The 22,360-nt window shown below is 32.0% G+C and carries 16 protein-coding genes; 9 read left to right on the top strand and 7 right to left on the bottom strand.

The annotated features are described in order from the left end of the window. The first annotated feature begins 57 nt into the window (after nucleotides 1-57). Nucleotides 58-1,311 (top strand): hypothetical protein, encoded by a 1,254-nt coding sequence (locus tag BQ9840_RS09045; protein WP_077369478.1) that lies wholly within the window; start codon nucleotides 58-60, stop codon nucleotides 1,309-1,311. A gap of 67 nt (nucleotides 1,312-1,378) precedes the next feature. Here BQ9840_RS09045 and BQ9840_RS09040 read toward each other — a convergent pair whose 3' ends face one another. Next, nucleotides 1,379-2,239 carry a tyrosine-type recombinase/integrase gene (locus BQ9840_RS09040; RefSeq protein WP_077369477.1) on the bottom strand — a complete coding sequence of 287 codons (861 nt, stop codon included), beginning with the start codon at nucleotides 2,237-2,239 and terminating at the stop codon, nucleotides 1,379-1,381. A gap of 64 nt (nucleotides 2,240-2,303) precedes the next feature. Here BQ9840_RS09040 and BQ9840_RS09035 point away from each other — a divergent pair, with 64 nt between their 5' ends. Beyond that, nucleotides 2,304-5,102: a SwmB domain-containing protein gene (locus BQ9840_RS09035; RefSeq protein WP_077369476.1), complete on the top strand. Its 2,799-nt coding sequence runs from the start codon at nucleotides 2,304-2,306 to the stop codon at nucleotides 5,100-5,102. Between the two features lie 247 nt (nucleotides 5,103-5,349). Here BQ9840_RS09035 and BQ9840_RS09030 read toward each other — a convergent pair whose 3' ends face one another. Further along, a complete protein-coding gene (locus BQ9840_RS09030) occupies nucleotides 5,350-6,864 on the bottom strand; it encodes a hypothetical protein (protein ID WP_077369475.1) in 1,515 nt (504 codons plus the stop codon). A 255-nt stretch (nucleotides 6,865-7,119) separates the two neighbouring features. Here BQ9840_RS09030 and BQ9840_RS09025 point away from each other — a divergent pair, with 255 nt between their 5' ends. After that, nucleotides 7,120-8,646, top strand: a complete 1,527-nt coding sequence (locus BQ9840_RS09025) for a PPC domain-containing protein (RefSeq protein WP_077369474.1) — start codon at nucleotides 7,120-7,122, stop codon at nucleotides 8,644-8,646. Nucleotides 8,647-8,863: 217 nt separating this feature from the next. Here the strand turns inward: BQ9840_RS09025 and dprA are convergent, their stop codons facing one another. Genes dprA through BQ9840_RS09010 form a run of 3 tightly spaced genes read right to left on the bottom strand, consistent with a single transcriptional unit; the run spans nucleotide 8,864 to nucleotide 12,080 of the window. Then, nucleotides 8,864-9,937, bottom strand: a complete 1,074-nt coding sequence (gene dprA / locus BQ9840_RS09020) for a DNA-processing protein DprA (RefSeq protein ID WP_097677506.1) — start codon at nucleotides 9,935-9,937, stop codon at nucleotides 8,864-8,866. A gap of 16 nt (nucleotides 9,938-9,953) precedes the next feature. Next, a complete protein-coding gene (locus BQ9840_RS09015) occupies nucleotides 9,954-11,495 on the bottom strand; it encodes a YifB family Mg chelatase-like AAA ATPase (RefSeq protein ID WP_077369472.1) in 1,542 nt (513 codons plus the stop codon). After that, nucleotides 11,496-12,080, bottom strand: a complete 585-nt coding sequence (locus BQ9840_RS09010; protein ID WP_077369471.1) for a transposase — start codon at nucleotides 12,078-12,080, stop codon at nucleotides 11,496-11,498. Nucleotides 12,081-12,314: 234 nt separating this feature from the next. Between BQ9840_RS09010 and BQ9840_RS09005 the strand changes: the two genes are divergently transcribed. After that, complete coding sequence (locus BQ9840_RS09005) at nucleotides 12,315-12,518, top strand: hypothetical protein (RefSeq protein ID WP_077369470.1); 204 nt, start codon at nucleotides 12,315-12,317, stop codon at nucleotides 12,516-12,518. A gap of 158 nt (nucleotides 12,519-12,676) precedes the next feature. Here the strand turns inward: BQ9840_RS09005 and BQ9840_RS09000 are convergent, their stop codons facing one another. Beyond that, the gene (locus BQ9840_RS09000; protein WP_077369469.1) at nucleotides 12,677-12,907 is read right to left on the bottom strand and encodes a hypothetical protein; all 231 of its coding nucleotides are present in this window, start codon (nucleotides 12,905-12,907) and stop codon (nucleotides 12,677-12,679) included. A 116-nt stretch (nucleotides 12,908-13,023) separates the two neighbouring features. On the opposite strand from BQ9840_RS09000, the gene BQ9840_RS08995 reads away from it, so the two are divergent. After that, nucleotides 13,024-13,863, top strand: a complete 840-nt coding sequence (locus tag BQ9840_RS08995) for a hypothetical protein (RefSeq protein WP_077369468.1) — start codon at nucleotides 13,024-13,026, stop codon at nucleotides 13,861-13,863. Nucleotides 13,864-14,023: 160 nt separating this feature from the next. On the opposite strand, the gene BQ9840_RS08990 is transcribed toward BQ9840_RS08995, so the two are convergent. Then, nucleotides 14,024-15,610 carry an Ig-like domain-containing protein gene (locus BQ9840_RS08990; RefSeq protein ID WP_077369467.1) on the bottom strand — a complete coding sequence of 529 codons (1,587 nt, stop codon included), beginning with the start codon at nucleotides 15,608-15,610 and terminating at the stop codon, nucleotides 14,024-14,026. A gap of 224 nt (nucleotides 15,611-15,834) precedes the next feature. On the opposite strand from BQ9840_RS08990, the gene BQ9840_RS08985 reads away from it, so the two are divergent. The 4 genes from BQ9840_RS08985 to BQ9840_RS08970 all read left to right on the top strand — a co-directional run bounded on the left by BQ9840_RS08985 (nucleotide 15,835) and on the right by BQ9840_RS08970 (nucleotide 22,071). After that, entirely contained in the window at nucleotides 15,835-19,185 is a 3,351-nt protein-coding gene (locus tag BQ9840_RS08985) for an Ig-like domain-containing protein (RefSeq protein WP_077369466.1), read from the top strand. Nucleotides 19,186-19,361: 176 nt separating this feature from the next. Beyond that, entirely contained in the window at nucleotides 19,362-21,149 is a 1,788-nt protein-coding gene (locus BQ9840_RS08980) for a FlgD immunoglobulin-like domain containing protein (RefSeq protein ID WP_159436133.1), read from the top strand. Between the two features lie 322 nt (nucleotides 21,150-21,471). Next, nucleotides 21,472-21,732: a DUF4160 domain-containing protein gene (locus tag BQ9840_RS08975; RefSeq protein ID WP_077369464.1), complete on the top strand. Its 261-nt coding sequence runs from the start codon at nucleotides 21,472-21,474 to the stop codon at nucleotides 21,730-21,732. Nucleotides 21,733-21,747: 15 nt separating this feature from the next. Then, entirely contained in the window at nucleotides 21,748-22,071 is a 324-nt protein-coding gene (locus BQ9840_RS08970; protein ID WP_077369463.1) for a DUF2442 domain-containing protein, read from the top strand. Nucleotides 22,072-22,360: the final 289 nt, after the last annotated feature.

Here is a 22,360-nt window from a genome sequence, read left to right as displayed (position 1 = left end):
ACTGTTGTATTCTTATATGATTTTACACCATTAGCAGATGAAAAGTCAACTGGTAAAGTGACTAGAGAAGAAAACTTCAAATATGCAGTAAAAGTATCAAAAGATGGACAAGAATTAGTATCAGATTGGACAGATGTAAAAGTTATTGATGCAGCAGAAGCTTCAGAAGTAACAGAAATAAGCCTAATTTCAGGTAGTGATGCTTGGAAACTTGGCTATATAACATTGACTGATGAAAATATAACTATAAAAGCAAAAAAAGCAATAAATGGACTAGGAAAAGAAATTGAAGAAGTTAAACTTCCAGAAGTTGAAAAGATTACTTCAAGTGATATAACAACTGCTTATTATGAAAATGGTATCAAAGCTTTAAAAGCTGGAAACGTTGTATTTACTGTTAAATTTGTAAATGTTGAAAAAACAGTAGAAGTTCCAGTTCAAATAAGAGATGCACAAGTTGCAACAAGTATCAAAGAAAATGGTACAACTATTAAAGTTAAAGCTAATGATGATAAAGCAACAGTTAAGATAAACGTGCTAGATCAATATAGTGAAAACCTAAGATTAGCTAGTCAAAAAGTAAACGTAAAAGTTGGAGAAGCTGAAGTTGTTGAAACAGCTATAACTAATGGTGAAGGATCTGTAGCTGCAAATTTAGCTAAAGGAATTCACAAAGTAGTAGTTCTATCTGGAGAAAAAGAAATCGGAACATTCAATATTGAAGCAATAGACGTAACTGGACAACCAGATGAATACAAATTAATTGCTAAAGATACTACTCTAGATATAAATCCACTTCTTACAGGAGAAGAAGCTAAAAATACACTAGCAATGGATGTAAAGGCTTATGTAAATGGTGTAGAAGTAGCTTTACCATCAAATTTAATAGCTAAATCTTCAAATGAAAAAGTAGCAGCAGTAGGAACTATTGAATCTGCAAAAGCTACTGTAACAGCTAAAACAGCAGGACAAGCTACTATTTCCTTATATACAAAAGATGGAGATTTAGAAGTTAAGGTGTTTGATATAGAAATAACTGTAGAAAATACAACTCCTCAAATAGAAAAATTAGCTATTAAAGATGGAAAAGACAAAATAGTATTAGCTAATGGAACAGAAGTTAATGCTGCTTCTATAGCTGCAAAATTAACAGTTGGTGATGATAAATTAGATGCTAAATTAGAATCTGACATCATAGATGGAGATAATTTCGTATACTCTGAAAATGATGGAAAAGTAATCGTTACTTTGAAAGATGAATTTGGAGGAAAAATATTCATCTTTGATGTTGAAATAGAACCAGAAGCATAAGAAAAAAATTATAAGCATGAAAGAAAAAACTCCTTTCTAAAAAGAGAGGAGTTTTTTCTAAATGGCGTTACAACAACTTAACAGCCTTTTTAAGCTGTTCTAAGTCTTGATGTATATATCTACTAGTAACTCTTAGATCAGAATGCCCTAGAAGCTTTTGAACCGATGGTAAAGGTGCATTATGGATTATAAGGTTACTTGCAAAAGAATGTCTCAATATATGGGCAGAGACATTCTTTTGCCATTTAAGAGAATCTTTAGCTTTATGAAGAATAACATTGATATATTGTGGCGACAATTTTCCAGTTTTTTTAGTACAAAAAAATTTATTGCTATCTACTAAAGGCCTTATATTATCTATATAATCAATAAGTATATTGTAAAGCTTTTCACAGATGGGGATTACCCTATCCTTATTCCCCTTGCCCCCAATTACATATATTATTTTTTCATCTAAATCAACATTATCAAGAGTTAAATTAACAGTTTCTGAAACTCTAAGACCTGTATAAAAAATAGTCTGTACTGCTACTTTTACAATAGGCTTGTCTATCTTCCCTGTTAATAAAATAAATTCTTCCTCAGAAAGATATATTCTTTCAGTTTGTTTTACCCTTATTGGTTCTAAAAACATAGCTAAGTTTTTTGAACAAAGTTCCCTTTTGTTTAAATAGTTATAAAAACTTCTAAATATATATACTACCCTACTCCTTGTTGCACTCATCTTACCTGATTTTTTTAAGTAATACATATAATCCTCTAAATCTTCTATGGTTATATCCCCTACATCTTTTTCATATGAATACTTCCCTTCTAAAAACCTTCCAAAATACCCTAATTCCTTTCTATATCCTTTAATAGTTTCATAGGACCTATCAATAGATTCTAAGTGCTTAAGGAACCCTTCTACAGCCTCATAATACTTCATATAATATTACCTCCATTTCTAGATATTTTATCGTTGTACAGGCTTAATTGTATAGATTATATTTGTGGAGGCAAGTGCTATTAATGCAACAACCATAAGAGTAAAATTTTCAAATGGTGATGTTGAAAATTTTACTGTAAAAGAGTTAACTGAAGGTGAAAACACTGTTGAATTTGAATACAAAGGTCAAAAGTTCACAGAAAAAGTTAACTTTACAGCACCAGTAGAACCTGTAGATAAGGCTGAAGTTGAAGAAGTTATATTCGACAACTACAGACAATTCAGAGTAGTATTCAACACAGTAGTAGATGAAGAAACAGCAACAGATCCAAGAAACTACTACTTTGAAATAGTAGAAAGTAAACCAGATAAACTTGCTGTAGAAATGAAAGAAGACTTAAACTTAATGTCTATAGACGATAGTGCATTCCCAGGTGCACCAGAGACTACAACAGCATATAAGAGATTCGCAAATGCTTATCCAGCACTTGCAGGTAATGCTGGATGGTATTGGTACAACAATATCATAGCAGAAACTATAGAAGGCAAAACTGTAGTTACAATAAGAATGCCAGAGTTAGCAAGATTTGATGGTGGAAAACTTGAAATTAAAGAAGGCACAATTGAAAAGAAACTTGACAAAGATATGACTGTAAACGTAGCAGTTAGAAACGTAAGAGACAAAGACGAAGTTAGAATAATAGACACAGCTGTATTCCCAATGTTCATTGAAGACAAAGTAGAACCAAAATTAGACAAAGTATATAAATATGACAATACAGTAAAAAAATCAGGAGATTTAGTACCAGTAGAAGTTGATATTAATAAAACAATAGAAGTAGAAGCAACTTCAACTACAAAACAACTTGACTTAGAATTTAGCGAACCAATAGAAAAGAAAGAAGTTAATAATAAAGACGTTGTAAAAGTATATGTAAATGGAGTAGAAGTACAAGATGCATTAGTATATGCTACGCCAAAAGATGCAACTCTTAGTTATGACGATGCTAAAATTGTAGGATTTGATTTAGAAAAAGCAGTAGTTGCTGCTAACTTCAAAGCATCAGATAAATTATACAATGTAAAAATAGTTGGAATCAGAGACTATGCAGACAATATTATGGTACCAAGTACAATTACATTTAACTTTAAACTAATAAACGATAAAACAAAAACACCAGAAGCAGTAAAACCAATTGTAAAAGACATAGTACAAATAGCAGATAATCTATTCAAAGTAGAATGGAATAGAGCAAATGCAACAGGTAAATTAACTATAAAAACTATAGATGATAAAATAACAGAAGTTGAAGATGAACCTGTATCATTATCAAGACCTGAATTTGATAATGACGGTAACTTTGTAGGTTTCTTCTCATATGTAGCAGTTGGTGCAACAGATGATGCAAGACCTGATTCACCTGCAGATAAAACAATATACTATGCAGGACAAAAAGACATCAACAGAAATATCACTATAGATAGTATAGTTGGTTACACTTTAGATGAGGATAATAAAGCAACAAAAGATGCTGAAAATAAAGAAGCTTATAACAAGAAAGGCATGGAATTAGTAAAAGACGAATTAGCACCAGAACATGCTTTCTCATATATCACAACGGATCTTTATGGTGTAAAAGGTTATACAGATGATATTGGTTCTGAAATAACAATGATAATGACAGACAATGTTCCATTTGACCCACAAGCATTAGATGAAGTAATGCTTATGACATATGGAGGAACACCTGCACCATTAAACGTAAAAGTATCCTATGAAAAAGACGGTATAATTAGAACAGCAGATGTTGAAGTTAAGGATACTAATTTTAAAAATAACGCTCTAACTATTGACTTAAATGATGTTATAATAGGAGCAGATGTAAAACTACTAGACAAAGATGATAACTTAGTTGAAGGTGCAACATATACAATAGAAGTACCAAAAGGAATGTTTGCAGATCCAAAGAAAGATGCCGAAGTTCCATTTGGTAGTGAATATGGTTTTGATTCAGATGGCGAGTACACTGGTAAATTTGACTTTGCACCTGCAACAGACGGTGATGTTCCAACAGAAGAAGAACTTAAAGGTATGTATGTAGATGCTAAACGTGAAGATGAGAACGGATTTACATCTTTAGCATTTACAGTAGAAATAGAGGTTCCAAACAAAGTTGAAGAAAAAGTTGAAGAAGATGAAGTACCTCAAACATCAAAACCATTAATAGAAGTAAAAGATAATGCACTAGGAAAACAAGAAATTCATGTTAGATTTATAGGTTCAGTAGATCCAGAAACTCTTAGAAACCCTGAAAACTACGTATTAAACGGAAAAACTTTAGCAGATTGGGAAATGACAAAAGAAGACATTAAATACGTAATAGATGGAGAAAAAGAAGAAGAATCTAACAAATATGCAGTATTTACAGTTCCAGAAGGAAGTGTACCAGTAACAGGAGATGTAGCATTTATAATAAGAGATGTAGCTAACAAAAATGGCGCTAAAATGACACCAGTTGATACAAAGATTACATTGAAAGACAATACAGCACCAGAAATATTAGAAGCTAAAAAAGACGGTTCACAAAAGATTATATTAACATTTGACGAACCAGTTATACTAAAAGATGGTGAAACAGCAGCAACAGCAGGTAAGAACTTCAAAGTTATGGTAGGAAACGTTGAAAAATTAGTTAACGAAGTAAAAATTGATGGAACTGCAGTTACACTTGTTCTTGAAGGAGATATGCCAGAAGGTGAAATTACTGTATCAACAGTACTAAACCACAATGGTGATATGTTAATAGAAGACCTAGTTGGAAACAAACTAGCAGAAGGAATAGAAATAAAGGTAGAAAGATAAACAGTCACTAAAAGAAGTGGGGGAGCTTTTCCTCCACTTTTTTTAAATAAGCTCAGGGGAGTAAGCAAGCTCAGGGGAGAAAAGCCCTCCCCCTCGCAAAGGTACCGGGTACCACCCGACTTTTGTCGAAACTTGCTAATAATAGAGAGACCCAAATGGACAAGGGAGCAATCCTAAGTCCTAGGGTCTCTTTTTTTATGTAAAAAAAAGCCACACTGGTTGGGTTTACCGATGTGGCCAAAGTTAGTTATTCAGTTAATCCATATAGAAGGCCATAGCGACCATCATCTATATCTTTAGAAAAGTAGATGAGATTGGCATTGCTATAATCTAATTCAGGGATTTCATTTTCAACAATTATCATCTGACCATTATCTTGGTGCTTTAGCATATATCTAAACAGTGACTCTTTCATATTTTCAGAAGCTTGTTCAGATTTCTTTTCTTTTAATGAAAGTATAGGTGAGTCAACTATTAATATTCCTGGAGAGTAAGTTCCACATTGCTTTAAATACTCCATAAATGTTAATGCAACTACTGTATTTAGAAATGCACGGTATCCTTGGCCGAACTTAGATTTTTCTTTTCCGTTTACTACTACATCAAAAGTATCTTTACTAAAGTACGCAGAGCTTAAGTTATCAAAGTTACATGCCTCTAAGATGCTTTCAAGAATTGTGCTTATGCCTTGTAAGATTAGAAAATCAAAATATTCTTTAGGTTTATACTTAACTTCGACTTCATTTTTCATTTCAAATGCATTTAAGTCATCAATCATATTATGTTCAAGATGTCTAATAGTTCTAATTTGACTTTGAACTTCCATAGACTTTCGATATAGGTGTAGTAGATGACGCAGATGTTTTATTTTAGGCTTTAACTTAGAATTAATTATTTCTTCTAACTGGGCTCTTTCCATTTGTAATACATTATTCATCTCTTCTAGATTATTTTTTTCTATAGAAATATCTTCTTCAGCATCATTTAAATCATTAAGTTGTAACATAATCTTTTTTAATTCTACAGAAGCTGCTTCTATACAAGATTCTTGATATCCCTTTTCAAGCTCACCATTGCAAAATGGACAGAGGGTTTCTTGTATATATTCAGGTCTATGTACTTCGCCTTCTACGAGGAAAGTTAGTCTGTTAATATCTGAAACATACTGCCCTTGTAATACTTGATATCTGTTATGAAGCATATTACACTCAGCGATTTGATTATTAAGTTCATATATTTCACTTGATAAAGTCTCACTTCTTTTAACAGCCTGTGAAAGGTTACTTTCAGCACTATCAATTTGATTTAATATGGAATTTATATTTTCTTCAATGAAACCTAAATTATAATACCCATAGTCAGGCAATTCATTTTTTAATGATGCTAAATCAGATAAGCTATTATTTATATATTCTATAACAGCTGTTTTCTTAGCTTCCTTAATTGGTTTTTCATCAAATTCTTCATTATCCTCAAATGAGTTGCCTGTTATGAGATATAAAAGCGTAGATAATATTGCAGTTTTAGAATAACCTCCCTTTTGAAAAAGGATACTATCTTTTTGTATTATATTATCTTCTTCGATTAAGAAAATATGTAGAAAAGTTCTTATTGTTAAATTTTGTCTTTTACAACTTGCGTTTTTAATGATACCAGAAGGAATATCAATTCCCATTAGATGAAGCCATAGATTGCTGATATGTAGCTTACCTTTTTCTGTACTATATTCAAGCTCAGGGGAGAAAAGCTTTCCCCCTCGCAAAGGTACCGGGTACCACCCGACTTTTGTCGAAACTCGAATAAAACAGAGAGACCCAGAGACCCAAATGGACAAAGGAGCAATCCTAAGTCCTAGGGTCTCTTTTCAGGAATTTTAGGTCAATATGGAGGAACTTTTAAAACAATAATAGAACTAAGTGGTGAATTTAAATATGATTTTATGACTCAGAATGGAAAAGTTTACTTATATATAGTATAATAATATTATATTATTATAGATTATTTAAGGAGGAATTATATGAAGAAAAGCAGACTTTTATTAAGTATTATTCTATCTATTTCTATTTTATTATTAAATTGTAGTGTTTTTGCAGAGCCAATTGAAAGTGAACTGGGATTCAATGAATATGGATTCAAAACTTTAGACAAGCAGTTATTAGCTGAGGAAAAATTATTAGGGAATATGCGGGCAAAATCTAGTAATTGGGAGACCTTTCCCTCTAAAACGAATATAGATTTAGAAAAAGTTTGGACTGTCAAATTCTCATCTACAGTTAATATGGAAAATTTAGATGGTATAGCCATAGAGAAAGATAATCAATTTATTCCAGTAAGAATTACTAAAACAAAGTACGATACCATAACAGTGCAGCCTATAGATTCTTTCTCAGGCAATAGTGAATATACTATGAGGATATTTTTAAACAATGGAAGAAAGTATAAAATGAATTTTTACACTAAACCTGAATACAGGAATGCCGATATAGAACCAAATGATAATTTCATGCAAGCAAATGAAATTTATTTAAATGAAACGATAATAGGAGAACTAAAAAGTCAAAATGATAATGTAGACTTTTATAAAATAGAAATTCCAAGCTCTGGCAAACTAAGAATAGATGGTACACAATTAGATGGCGGAGAAATTGGAATAACATTATATAATGAATATGGTACTGATAGTAACTATATAGCTAGAGATTATAGCGGCCAAAAGGTGCAAATAATTTCAGGTTTAGAGAAAGGTACTTATTATATAGGTGTATATAATAGATCAGGTTACGGTGCTTATGAGCTAAACTTGGATTTCTCAAAACAAACTATAGCTAATGATAATGCTTCAAATAATTATATAAAAGCAGAAAAAATATCTATAAATGATAGAATAACAGGTCATATAGGCTACACTAGATCTAATGGGAACGTGAATACTCAAGACTTTTATAAAATAGAAATTCCAAGCTCTGGCAAACTAAGAATAGATGGTACACAATTAGATGGTGGAGAAATTGGAATAACATTATATAATGAATATGGTACTGATAGTAACTATATAGCTAGAGATTATAGCAGCCAAAAAGTGCAAATAATTTCAGGTTTAGATAAAGGTACTTACTATATAGGCGTATATAATAGATCAGGTTACGGTGCTTATGAGCTAAACTTGGATTTCTCAAAACAAACTATAGCTAATGATAATGCTTCAAATAATTATATAAAAGCAGAAAAAATATCTATAAATGATAGAATAACAGGTCATATAGGCTACACTAGATCTAATGGGAACGTGAATACTCAAGACTTTTATAAAATAGAAATTCCAAGCTCTGGCAAACTAAGAATAGATGGTACACAATTAGATGGTGGAGAAATTGGAATAACATTATATAATGAATATGGTACTGATAGTAACTATATAACTAGAGATTATAGCAGCCAAAAAGTGCAAATAATTTCAGATTTAGACAAAGGTACTTACTATATAGGCGTATATAATAGATCAGGTTACGGTGCTTATGAGCTAAACTTAAATTTTAAAGAGTAGTTAGATCAAGCTCAGGGGAGAAAAGCCCCCCGCAAAGGTACTGAGTACCACCCGACTTTTGTCGAAACTTGCGAATGAACTAAAAACTGACATCTCACAGGTAAAAATACTTGTGGGATGTTTTTTCTTTTTTGTTTACAGCAAGCTCAGGGGAGAAAAGCCCTCCCCCTCTCAAAGGTACCGGGTATCTCCCGACTTTTGTCGAAACTTAGTCTTTTCATTGTACATTTACTACAGATCCTCTAATAATGACCTTGTCTTCTAATTCCATAAAAGATAGTTTTTCTACTAATTGCATCATATCCATTTCGGTAAGTATACTTAGTTCTTCTAATGTTTTTTCTCCTTCATTTAATAATATTTCGATAATCTTTTTTTCTGTTTCATCTAAATTGACTAATTGCTTATCATCCTTGTTTTCTACAATTTTAGATTCATACCTATTATCTATCAACAATTGTTCTTCATATAAATAAATTTTAGCCCCATCATAAATTAATCTATTGCTTCCCATGCTTTCTTGCCTATATATACTATCAGGCAGTGCTAGAACTTCTCTTTCATATTGTTTTCCATAATTAGCAGTGATTAAGGCTCCACTTTTGACTCCTGCTTCTACAACTAGTATCTTGTATGACCATGCACTAATAAGTAAATTTCTTCGAGGAAAACGCTTAGAATCTGGCTTAACTCCAGGAGGATATTCAGATATAACAGCACCATTTTCAATTATACTCTCCATAAGTTCCATATGTTCTGATGGATAGCATATATCTAATCCGTTTCCCAATACAGCTATTGTATAGCCACCTGATTTTATACAAGAAGTATGTGCATAACCATCAATACCTTTTGCCATTCCACTTACCACACAAATCTTTTCATTAGCCAAATAAGTAGCAGCTGAATTAGTAACCATTTTCCCATACTCACTACATCTTCTAGAACCGACTATGGCAACGCCCATACTGTTTTTAATAATATTACCCTTATAATATATTAAAATAGGCATTTCGTTAATGCTCTTAGCTTCAAAAGGGTATAGTGGATTATCTAGATTCAATAGCCTAATATCTAATTTTTCTGTTTTATCTAGTATTCTTTTGGCTTTTTCTAATGATCTTTCTTCAATTATTCTTTCTGCTGTTTTATGGCCTATGCCATTACATTCTAATAAATCCTCTAAAGATGCCCTATAAATATTTTCAGGAGTATTAAATTTTTCCAACAATGCCCTTTGTCTTATAGGGCCTAATCCATTTATCTGTGTTAACCAAATCCAATATAGCATTGGTTTATCTCCTTTTTTAAACAGTGTACATCCTAGTTTTTTCTTTGTCCAAATCCCTTGATAATAGTACATTAGCAATATCCTTTTTTCTAATTTTAGGAGAGCCATCTAAATCAGCAAAAGTCCTAGCTACTTTTAGAAATTTATCAAAGGTTCTAGCACTATATCCATATTTGTCGTAAGCCATCCTAAGTAGTTCCTTAGAATCATTTTCTAATTCACAGTATTCTTTAATTAGATCAGGAGTCATTTGTGCATTGCAATTGATACCCTTAATATCTTTATATCTTAGCAACTGTATTTTCCTTGCTTTTTCTACTCTTTCCCTTAGTTCCTTTGAAGATACACCTTTTTTATTATCCGTTAATTCAATAAAATCTACTGGCTGCACATATTTTTGTATATCTATTCTATCAAGTATAGGCCCTGAAATTTTTTGCCTATACTTTATTACTTCATAATCTGTACATTTACATTTACTTGTACCATAATAGCCACAAGGACATGGATTCATTGCTGCAATAAACATAAAATTTGAAGGATATATATTGGTGCAATTCACCCTAGATATCGTTACTTTTTTGTCCTCGATAGGTTGCCTTAAAGCATCTAGTGTTTTTTTGCTAAATTCCGCTACTTCATCTAAAAATAGAACTCCATTGTGAGCTAAAGATACTTCACCTGGCATAGCATTATTTCCACCACCGATTAAGGAGTTTAAAGATGCACTATGATGAGGAGCTCTAAAAGGCCTTTGAGTAATTAAATTACCCCTATTTTTAAGTAAACCTGCCACGCTATATATCTTAGTTACTTCCAAAGCTTCTTTTTCGCTCATTCTAGGCAAAATAGTTGGTATCCTTTTGGCAATCATAGACTTACCACAGCCTGGAGTTCCAACCATGAGCATATTATGTCCTCCAGCTGCTGCAACTACTATGTATTCTATCAATACATCTTGTCCTTTAACATCACTAAAATCAAAAATATAATTTGTATTTGAAGTTGTTCTTATGTTTTCAGTTATTGGCTCTGCTTGGCTATTACCTTCTAAAAAACTAATTATAGATTTTAAATCCTCAAATCCATATACATTTATTCCACTTACTAAACAAGCCTCCTGAGCATTTTCTAGAGGGACTATTATGTTTTCTATACCAGCCCTTCTTGCAGCTATAGCCATAGGCAATACACCGCTACAAGGCCTTGTTTTGCCGTTTAAAGACAATTCACCGATAAATCCAAAATTATTTAATTCTATATCCTTAGTCACAAATTGATTAGACTGCAACAAAAATCCTATGGCCATACCTAAGTCAAAGTGAGAACCTTTTTTCTTAACATCTCCTGGTGCCAAGTTTATGACTATCTTCATCTTAGGAAATTCATATCCTTCATGAATGATAGCTGCTTGTATTCTTTCACTTGATTCTTTGATTGCTCTGTCACCTAATCCGATTATAGAAATTGAAGGTTGTCCATAAATAGTATCTGTTTCTATTTCTACTAAATATCCTTCTATTCCAGATATAGCAAAGCTATTTACTATAGATACCAACTATTCCACCTCCATTTTTTCTTCAATTTCTCTGTCTATTTCGTGATTTATTAGTTTTGATTCTACATATCCCTTATATAATTCTCTGCTATTGTCTTTAAAATAAGATAATATTCTTTCATCTGTAACAATATCTTTTTTTATTTCTCCCATGTATACACCATAACTACTCCATTTATATTCAATAGGTGATTCTACCATAGCTGCCTTCACTGGATTGAGATGTATATATCTACTTGTTTGAAGATTATAAGAATCACTTTCAATTATTTCCGCCCTATATCTTCCCTGAAATAAATGTCCTACAAGATTATATTTATTATTAAAATATTTAGTATATAATAAATTTATATATCTCATAATATTCCATATTTCCACGTTTTTAGTTTCTATCTGCATATGTATGTGGTTAGTCATAAGACAGTAAGAATACAATATATATGGATATTTCTCCATTGCCTGTTCTAAAATAGTCATGTAAACTTGGTAATCCTCTTCATCTTTAAATATATCAGATCTTCTATTCCCACGATTCATAATATGATAAACTGCCCCTGGATACCAAATCCTTTTCTTTTTCCCCATATATTAAGCCCCCTTAGTTCTTATTTTCAATAATTTCTGATAATTTTGTATAGTTAAATATTATCATTTTACCATACTATTTACAATACAAAAAACACCTAATAGGTACAAGTATTTTACCTGTTAGGTGCTTAGACACTTCTTTTTCAATAGCCGAAACTTTTGGATTCCCTTTGCAACAATCTTGCTTCGCTATTTCCTAGAGATGTAAATAAATATCCTGTAGGGATGGGTATGGGAAGACAGCAGCTTTTACTTAGATTTGGTAGATTGGCAGTATATGATAAACCTATCACCAAATATTCCATAGTTGTAGATAGACGTGATATAGGTAGACAGCTCCTTCAACTTAATCCTGTACACCTAGACATCGTAACAAGCATTTTAATCCTTAGAAATGATGACTTTGAAGAACTATTTTTTAATGGTCATGACTAGTAAATTACAATTCCAGCCATGACCTTTTTCTTTGCATAAATACAGAGAACCAACCTCGAAAGGTCAGTTCTCTGTATTTAGCAAGTTTCGACAAAAGTCGGAAGATACCGGGTACCTTTGCGAAGGGGAGGACTTTTCTCCCCTGAGCTTGCTGGAGCTTATTTTATTCTTTCATATCTCTCATGGTTTGGTCCATTTGGCTTTACACCATGCCATTTTAAATTTGGAAAACTTTCATTATCGTATTCCTTCTTAAACTTCTTACCAAAAGTAGTGGGAGAAGAAATACTACTCCAACTTTCACCATAAATCTCTTTCAGTTCCATAACCTGATTTAAAGGCATGGCTAAAATTAGATTTTTAGCATTTATCAATTCTTGAGGATTCATTCTATTCACTTCCTTTCTTCGTGATAAAAAAGAAACCCAACGAACTTAAATTGTCCATTTGGGTCTCTTTATCTCATTCGCAAGTTTCGACAAAAGTCGGGTGGTACCCGGTACCTTTGCGAGGGGGAGCGATTTTCTCCCCTGAGCTTGTTTATGATAAAGCAACAGTTAAGATAAACGTGCTAGATCAATATAGTGAAAACCTAAGATTAGCTAGTCAAAAAGTAAACGTAAAAGTTGGAGAAGCTGAAGCTGTTGAAACAGATTTAACTGATGGTGAAGGATCTGTAGCTGCAAATTTAGCAAAAGGAATTCACAAAGTAGTAGTTCTATCTGGAGAAAAAGAAATCGGAACATTTAATATTGAAGCAATAGATGTAACTGGACAACCAGATGAATACAAATTAATTGCTAAAGATACTACTCTAGATATAAATCCACTTCTTACAGGAGAAGAAGCTAAAAATACACTAGCAATGGATGTAAAGGCTTATGTAAATGGTGTAGAAGTGGCTTTACCATCAAATTTAATAGCTAAATCTTCAAATGAAAAAGTAGCAATAGTAGGAACTATTGAATCTGCAAAAGCTACTGTAACAGCTAAAACAGCGGGACAAGCTACTATTTCCTTATATACAAAAGATGGAGATTTAGAAGTTAAGGTATTTGATATAGAAATAACTGTAGAAAATACAACTCCTCAAATAGAAAAATTAGCTATCAAAGATGGAAAAGACAAAATAGTATTAGCTAACGGAACAGAAGTTAATGCTGCTTCTATAGCTGCAAAATTAACAGTTGGTGATGATAAATTAGATGCTAAATTAGAATCTGACATCATAGATGGAGATAATTTCGTATACTCTGAAAATGATGGAAAAGTAATCGTTACTTTGAAAGATGAATTTGGAGGAAAAATATTCATCTTTGATGTTGAAATAGAACCAGAAGCATAAGAAAAAAATTATAAGCATGAAAGAAAAAACTCCTTTCTAAAAAGAGAGGAGTTTTTTCTAAATACAAAGCTCAGGGGAGAGCCCTCCCCCTCGCAAAGGTACCGGACTTTTATGGAAATTTGATGATAAGCTACAATAGAATATTTTTTATTGAAAAGAATTATTTGCTTGAAACTTTAATCCTATATTCATCATAATCATAGAAATCTTCAGCCTTTCTATAATATAAATAACCATCTTCACAGTATAGAACGATATATTCTCCATCAACTATTTTTTTATTATATACGCCATCCAATGTTGCCTGATATATTCCATCGTCTAAAGCATAAAACACGCCATCTTCTGATACTGCAAAACCATCTTGTAATTGGTGGGATTTAACAATTAATTTAGGATTTGTACCATCATTTTTTATTCTCCAAATCTCCCCTGGACTAAACCGATTATAAGCATATATATATTCGTCATGTAAATACAATGAAACAAAATATTCTAAACATGGTGATTCAGGCTTACAATATAGAATTCTTTCACTACCGTCTTCTTTATTTTTCTTTATAATATGATCTTTAGTATAATATATGTTTTTTTCATCAATTGCATCAATCCACCCATCTAATATCTTTTTACTTGTACCATCTTTTCTATTATACATATATCCCCCATCTTGATTTTGATTTGGAGCATTAACTAAATTATAATAGATAAAATCATCATTTCTTTCTATAATTCTTACTTCATTATAAAAATCGCCAAAGCTATCTCGATGATTGCATTTGTTAATATCATGATTTTCATATATTTTACGATATTCTTTCACATCTAAGAGTTCGTTGTTAAATATTTCATTTAATGGTAGGTGTGTATTTGCCTCTTCTCTTGAAAAACGAGTAAATTTATACATGCCTGAATTCATAAAATGAAACTGCTGTTGCTCAAACAACATCATAGATGGATCATAGTCACAATTGTGTATGACATAAAATAAAATTCCATGATTTTTGGGTAGTTTTTTAAATGATACCTTCTCTACCCAATATGGCTTTTCTTTAGTAAATTCCATTATAGTTTGTTGGTACAGTTTTAAATCTTCTATAGTCAAATTAGTCTGGTGATTTTCTATTAGATAATTGTTGGTATCTACTAAAGAATATATATCAAGAGTTTTAGTAAAAACTATATTTTCTGGTACAGGATATGGCTTTAGGTTTCCTCTTTCATCAATGTTAGCAAGTCCCCTTACAACATATGTATAATGTTCCCTATTCACTGGGTCATAGGAAAAAGGGTGAAATATTGTTCCAAGAACTCTGACTTTATAACATTCCTCCATTCCAGGCTTATCTAAATTAATCCTTTTAGTACTAGAATCTATACTTTTTGTGATAAATTCTTTGGTATACTCCTCTGCCAATTTTTCCTTATTTATACCTTTTACATTTTTTACGTGTATAGTATATTTTTTTTGAGGTTCAAATAAGTTATCTTCATGTAAAAGTTTGACTTGGTTAATATTTTCTAGTTCTTCAAAATAGTATTTTATATTAAACTTATTGCCGTCCTCTGATTGGATATAGATAGTTTCGCTAGTAATAGAAGCTGGATCGATATTTTTGTTAAATTTAACGGTCCATACTTTGTCTAGTGGTACATTTAATGATTTATCAAATGTATCCCCATAAACTGGACTCATTGTTGATAAGATAAATATAAGACTTAGTATGACTATTGTTTTTATTTTCATCAAATCACTCCTTGTTTTTTATTAGTCATATTTACTACAATGCCCCATACATTCATTATACTATAAATCATTTATGCAGCAAATGGGCGAGTACCTTTACGGAGGAGGATTTTCTCTCCTAAACTTGTAACTTCAGTGAAAACTGTGGTTAATTATGGTATAATTGGGATGTAAGTTTCAAACATTTATTAAAGTATTTATATAAAATTACAAGGAGGGAAGACATGAAGATAAAAAGTAAAATACTAGTATTAGTATCAGCGGTTCTTATGATTATGGGTATGCTTATGCCCAATATTATTTTTGCAGGGGAATTAACGCCCACTTTGGCTCCTATGAATCCAGAATTTATAGAATACATAAAACAAAAGAATAAACTAGGGAGCCTTTGGAATGAAAGGGAAAATGGTCTCATTCCTGAACCTTATATTATTGAAAGAAACAAATCCATTAAATTTGGGCAAAAATACTCTCAACCTTATCCAGAAAAATTTGATTTAAGGGATGAAGACAAAAATAAAGTAACACCTGTTAAAGATCAAGGTGATGAAGGAGCTTGTTGGGCTTTTGCTGCTTATGGTACTTTAGAATCTTATTTTATGCCAGAAAAAAAATGGGATTTTTCAGAAAATAATATGAAAAATAATCATGGTTTTGATTGGAAAAGTGGTGGAAATCGAGGTATGTCAACTGCTTACTTAGCAAGATGGGATGGGCCAGTATTGGAAAAAGATGACCCTTACAAAGTAGGTGATTATACTTCACCATCAAATCTTACAATACAAAAACACCTTACTAATGTATTGTATATACCTGATAGAGCAAACGCGGTAGATAATGATTTGATTAAGCATGCTTTAACGAATTATGGGGCAGTACAAACTAGTATATGTTCTGATGAAGATTACTATAGCGAAAACAAAAGTTATTATTATAATGGTTCTAGTGGCGAAACAAATCATGCTGTAACTATTGTAGGATGGGATGATACTTATAGCAAAGATAATTTTAAATTCAAACCAGCTGGAAATGGGGCTTTTATAGTAAAAAATAGTTGGGGTCAAGATTGGGGACAAGCTGGATATTTTTATGTCTCATATTATGATACATTTATAGGGACAAAAAATGCTGTATATATTGCAGAGGATACTGACAATTTTGACAATATATATCAATATGATCCATTAGGAATGACTGCTTTTACTGGTTATGTGGGTACTAATACTGGATGGTTTGCTAATGTCTTTAAAACAGGAGAAGTAAATGAAAAATTAATGGGAGTGAGTTTTTTTGTACCATCAGATGGATATGAATATGAAGTATTTATAAGTACTAGTGAAGATTTAAATATTAGAGAAAAAGTAGCCGATGGAATTGTAGAATTTGCTGGTTATCATACTGTTACATTTGAGCCAAAAACTATAGCTTCTAACAGTTCATTTGCAGTTATTGTTAAGGCTACTGGTGGAGATTATCCTATTCCTTTAGAAAAACCAGAAAATAACTATAGTAGTAAAGCTACAGCAGGAAGCGGTCAAAGTTTCAAGAGTTCTGATGGAGAGCATTGGAAGGATGTGGCTGCAAACTCTCCAAATACCAATGTAACTCTAAAAGCTTTTACAAAAAATAGTGAAACTGTTTCAGTAGAATCAGTATCACTAGATAAAAGTACTTTGAATTTAGAAATAGGCAAATCAGAAAATTTAACAGCAACTGTAAATCCATCAGATGCAACTAACCAAAATATAACTTGGTCAAGCAGTGATGAAAAAGTAGCTACTGTAGATGAATCTGGAAAAGTAACTGCTATAGCTGCAGGAACAGCTACAATTACTGTTACAACAGAAGATGGGATTAAGACAACTACTTGTGAGGTAACGGTGACTGAACCAAAAATTTTAGTAGAATCAGTATCACTAGATAAAAGTACTTTGAATTTAGAAATAGGCAAATCAGAAAATTTAACAGCAACTGTAAATCCATCAGATGCAACTAACCAAAATATAACTTGGTCAAGCAGTAATCAAGAAGTAGCTACTGTAGATGAATATGGGAAAGTAACTGCTATAGCTGCAGGAACAGCTACAATTACTGTCACAACTGAAGATGGAAGCAAGACAGCTACTTGTGAGGTAACGGTGACTGAACCAAAAATTTTAGTAGAATCAGTATCACTAGATAAAAGTACTTTGAATTTAGAAATAGGCAAAACTGAAACTTTAACAGCAACTGTAAATCCAGAAAATGCAACTAATAAAAAGGTAAATTGGTCAAGCAGTGATGAAAAAGTAGCTACTGTAGATGAATCAGGAACAGTAACCGCTATAGCTGTAGGAACAGCTACAATTACTGTCACAACAAAAGATGGTAGTAAGACAGCTACTTGTGAGGTAACAGTACCTGAAGCAAAGCCTGAGCCAATACCAGATCCTAAACCTGAACCAGTACCTGAACCTACTGAAGTTAAGGTAGAATCAGTATCACTAGATAAAAGTACTTTAGATTTAGAAATAGGTAAAATTGAAACATTAACAGCAACTGTAAATCCAGAAAATGCAACCAACAAAAAGGTAAATTGGTCAAGCAGTGATGAAAAAGTAGCTACTGTAGATGGATCTGGAAAAGTAACCGCTATAGCCGCAGGAACAGTTACAATTACTGTCACTACTGAAGATGGCAGTAAGACAGCTATTTGTGAGGTAACGGTACCCGAACCAAAGCCTACTGTAGTTAAAGTAGAATCAGTATCACTAGATAAAGAAACACTAGACTTAGAGATAAACAAAACTGAAACATTAATAGCAACTGTAAGTCCATCAGATGTAACCAACAAAAAGGTAACTTGGTCAAGCAGTGATGTAAAAGTAGCTACAGTAGATGAATCTGGGAAAGTAACCGCTATAGCTGCAGGAACAGCTACAATTACTGTTACAACAGAAGATGGGATTAAGACAGCTACTTGTGAGGTAACGGTGACTGAACCAAAAATTTTAGTAGAATCAGTATCACTAGATAAAAGTACTTTGAATTTAGAAATAGGCAAAACTGAAACTTTAACAGCAACTGTAAATCCAGAAAATGCAACTAATAAAAAGGTAAATTGGTCAAGCAGTGATGTAAAAGTAGCTACTGTAGATGGATCTGGAAAAGTAACCGCTATAGCTGCAGGAACAGCTACAATTACTGTCACAACTGAAGATGGTAGTAAGACAGCTACTTGTAAGGTAACTGTGACTGAACCAAAGCCTGAACCAGAACCTACTGAAGTTGAGTACATTGAATGGAAAGAAAAAACAAATGTTCCTTCTAATAAAGAATGGAAGATCCGATTTAACTATCCAATAGATGGATCTGATTTAGACAGTAGAAATATTTATATCAAAGATAGTCAAGGGAATATTATTCATAACACAATCTTATATTTTGAGAATGAAACAACAATAAGCATCCGACCTTTTAAAATCTATGATAGTGGAGCTTATTATCTATACATTGAAAATATAAAATCTACAACTGGGAAAGAACTAAAAAAAGGTGTAAAAATGAAATTTACTATACCAAATTCATGGAGATAAAGTACACTCATTATAAAGGTATCAGTCATCACTAGCCTTTAATCGAACCCTGTTAATAAAAAGGACTCCAATGGAATTAAATCCAAAGGAGTTCCTTTTTATTGTACATAACAATATATTGATGTAATAAAAATTATGTTATAATATTTATAATAACAGTATTTGGAGGTATGCAAATGAAAAAGTTATCTATATTTTTACTCATACTTTTACTTATCTATCCTACCAATATAGTCAATGCAGATAAGCTATTAGAGGATGGTGAAGTAATATTAGACGAAAGAATAAATTTTGATGGAACAAAGGAACTATTTACAGAATTAGATGGAATGTATTATAGAAGGTTTATAGAAGATGATGTACTTATAGATACAGAACCTATAGAATTAATGCCAACAGGACTTAAAATCACTAGAGAAGAAAAAGATGATGATATAGGAGAAATATTGCCTAGAAAACTTAAACAAATGGGTATATATAGTTACAATCTACCCTCACAATTAGATTATTCTTCTAGCCCTTATTTACCACCAGTAGGTAGACAACACGAAAACTCCTGTGTAGGATGGTCAACAGGATATTATCTAAGAACTTATCAACAAGGGATGGATTTAAAATGGAAGATTAAAGATGGAGATTATGCCAATCCTTCAAGAGTATTCAGCCCCGCTTTTATCTACAATCAAATAAATGAAGGAACAGATGGTGGTGCATTTATAGATGATGCTGGAAATTTATTGATGAGAATTGGTGCCAGTCCATTGTCATACTTCCCTTATATAGAAGGAGATTATTGGACTCAACCTAATGGCGAAGCAATCCAAGCAGCATATCCTCATAGGATTAGAGATTGGAGAATACTTTATACAAAGAATGATTCGAAAGACTATATAATTCAAAAGACAAAAGAATACCTGAATACAGGTGACTTGATGGTTGCAGGAATAAAAGTAGGATTTAAATTTAATTATCCTATGATAGATCACTTAGGTAATGCTATTATAACAACAGATAATTATGCTAATTATGGACATGCAATAGTAGTTGTTGGCTATGATGATAATTTAGAAACTCCAGAAGGATACGGAGCTTTTAAGATAATAAACTCCTATGGCAAGGAATGGGGAAACAATGGTTTTGCTTACTTAAGCTATGATGCCTATGTAACAAATATTGAAGGCGGCTATGTATTTACAGACTTAGTAAATGAAAACTATATTCCTGAAATAGAAAATTTAAAAGGAGAACCAATATCGCCAACAAAATATAAAATTACATTTGATAAAATAGAAGGCGTATCAGGATATAGATTGTTAGATGAAAACAAAAGGGTAATATTAAACTTTTATAATAATGAATATATAGGCTCTATTGATAGTCCTGGAAGGATTATCAGATATATTCAACCATTTACTATGGATGGGCTAGGAGAAATGGTAGCAGTAGAAATAGACACGAGAGATATTATTCAAGAAATATTAAACACAGAAGTCTTAGAAGGAGTACAATTTGACATAAAGTTTAAAGGTAAAGGGATCTATGATGTAGAGATTGCTAATATTACAGGAGAAATAGTTCATAAGGAAAAAGGTATATTGGGTCAAGAAGGCATAAATACAATATACTGGAATGGGCTAGATTTAAACAATAACCCTGCAAAAGATGGAGAGTATCAAATAAAAGTAAAAGATTTTCCACTTACCTTCATTAAACAAAGTAAAATTAATAATGCTAGCTCCTATTCAAACAGCTATAATGGAGAGATAAAGTCAGTAGATATAAATATCAATATGAAAGAAGAAGGAACTCTTAATCTATATATAGAATCAGGGAAAAAGAAGATAGTAATATATGAAAATAAGGTTTTAGAAAGAGATAGAGAATTTAATTATAATGTTGAAATAGAGAAGTATTTAAAGGATATTAATATTAATGATGCTAAGATAGTATTGGAAATCCGCTAAAATTAAACCACAGAGAAAATCTCTGTGGTTTAATTTTATAAAGAAAAATACTTTATTTACTCATAGCAAGCTCAGGGGAGAAAAGCCTTCCCCCTCGCAAAGGTACCGGGTATCTCCCGACTTTTGTCGAAACCTGCTGATAATAAAGAGAGACCCACATGGACAAGGGAAACCTTAAGTCCTAGGGTCTTTTTTTATTACACAAAACTAGAATTTGGTGCCTGATTATTGACTCAAAAATTTGTATAGTTTTTTATATTGAATAAGGTGCTAAATTAATGGTATAATTATAGTAATAAGACTAAAAGGGTGAATAGAAAAAATGCCTACTATAAGTATGTTTAGGGGAATAAAAATATTTGTTAATTATAGAGACCACTTACCATCACATTTTCATGCAGAGTATGGAGAGTATATGTGTAGCGTGTCTATTGAAGAAATAGAGATAATGAATGGCACAATGCCGAATAAGCAGTTAAAAATGATTTATGGATGGGCTGCACTGCATCAGGAAGAACTTAGAGAAGTGTGGTATTTAGCACAACAGCAAAAGGAATTATTCCCGATAGATCCTATAAAGTAGAAGGAGGTGTTCCATATGAAAACTGTTGAAATGCCAAAGAAAGTAAAAGAATATTTTGCAACAGGACCAAGAACAATAGAAAAGGTCATACCAAATGAAGATTATTCTTTGACTATTCATTTTGATAATGGTGAAATAAGGGCTTATGATATGAATGATATGCTGTTTGGGGTGTTTGAGGTTTTAAAGGACAGAGCTAAGTTTAAGAAAGTATTTCTAGATGAGTATGGAAACATTGCATGGGATATAGATGAAAATATAGATTCTAGTATCCATTGGAATAACAGAATTGACTTATGCGTAGATTCGGTTTATCTAGAATCTAAGCCACTTAATTAGTGCCCAGCAAGCTCAGGGGAGAAAAGCCCTCCCCCTCTCAAAGATACCGGGTACCTTTGCGATGATGATAAAAATTTTAGAGAGGAATTTAGAGCAAAAGATGTTGCTACCAGACTCTATGGTAGATTAGCTGTATATAACAAAACCCCTATTACCAAATTTACTATTGCAGTTAATGATGAAAAGATTTTTAATTATATGATAAACTATCCTCCCATACATTTAAATATTAAAATTTCAATTATGCTTGTAGATTTAGATGAAGGTAAATATACAGATTATGAATTTT

The organism is Anaerosalibacter sp. Marseille-P3206 (genome assembly GCF_900155565.1).
In the GTDB taxonomy this organism is placed as follows: Bacteria; Bacillota; Clostridia; order Tissierellales; family Sporanaerobacteraceae; genus FUHM01.
Note: the sequence above shows the minus strand (reverse complement) of the source record. Positions and strands in the feature narration are given on the sequence as shown.

Coding starts and splice junctions, on each gene's coding strand:
- BQ9840_RS08975 (WP_077369464.1), top strand. CDS start 21,472: ATGCCTACTATAAGTATGTTTAGGGGAATAAAAATATTTGTTAATTAT.
- BQ9840_RS09005 (WP_077369470.1), top strand. CDS start 12,315: ATGGGAAGACAGCAGCTTTTACTTAGATTTGGTAGATTGGCAGTATAT.
- BQ9840_RS09040 (WP_077369477.1), bottom strand. CDS start 2,239: ATGAAGTATTATGAGGCTGTAGAAGGGTTCCTTAAGCACTTAGAATCT.
- BQ9840_RS09010 (WP_077369471.1), bottom strand. CDS start 12,080: ATGGGGAAAAAGAAAAGGATTTGGTATCCAGGGGCAGTTTATCATATT.
- BQ9840_RS08990 (WP_077369467.1), bottom strand. CDS start 15,610: ATGAAAATAAAAACAATAGTCATACTAAGTCTTATATTTATCTTATCA.
- BQ9840_RS09000 (WP_077369469.1), bottom strand. CDS start 12,907: ATGAATCCTCAAGAATTGATAAATGCTAAAAATCTAATTTTAGCCATG.
- dprA (WP_097677506.1), bottom strand. CDS start 9,937: ATGCTATATTGGATTTGGTTAACACAGATAAATGGATTAGGCCCTATA.
- BQ9840_RS08985 (WP_077369466.1), top strand. CDS start 15,835: ATGAAGATAAAAAGTAAAATACTAGTATTAGTATCAGCGGTTCTTATG.
- BQ9840_RS09025 (WP_077369474.1), top strand. CDS start 7,120: ATGAAGAAAAGCAGACTTTTATTAAGTATTATTCTATCTATTTCTATT.
- BQ9840_RS08980 (WP_159436133.1), top strand. CDS start 19,362: ATGAAAAAGTTATCTATATTTTTACTCATACTTTTACTTATCTATCCT.
- BQ9840_RS08970 (WP_077369463.1), top strand. CDS start 21,748: ATGAAAACTGTTGAAATGCCAAAGAAAGTAAAAGAATATTTTGCAACA.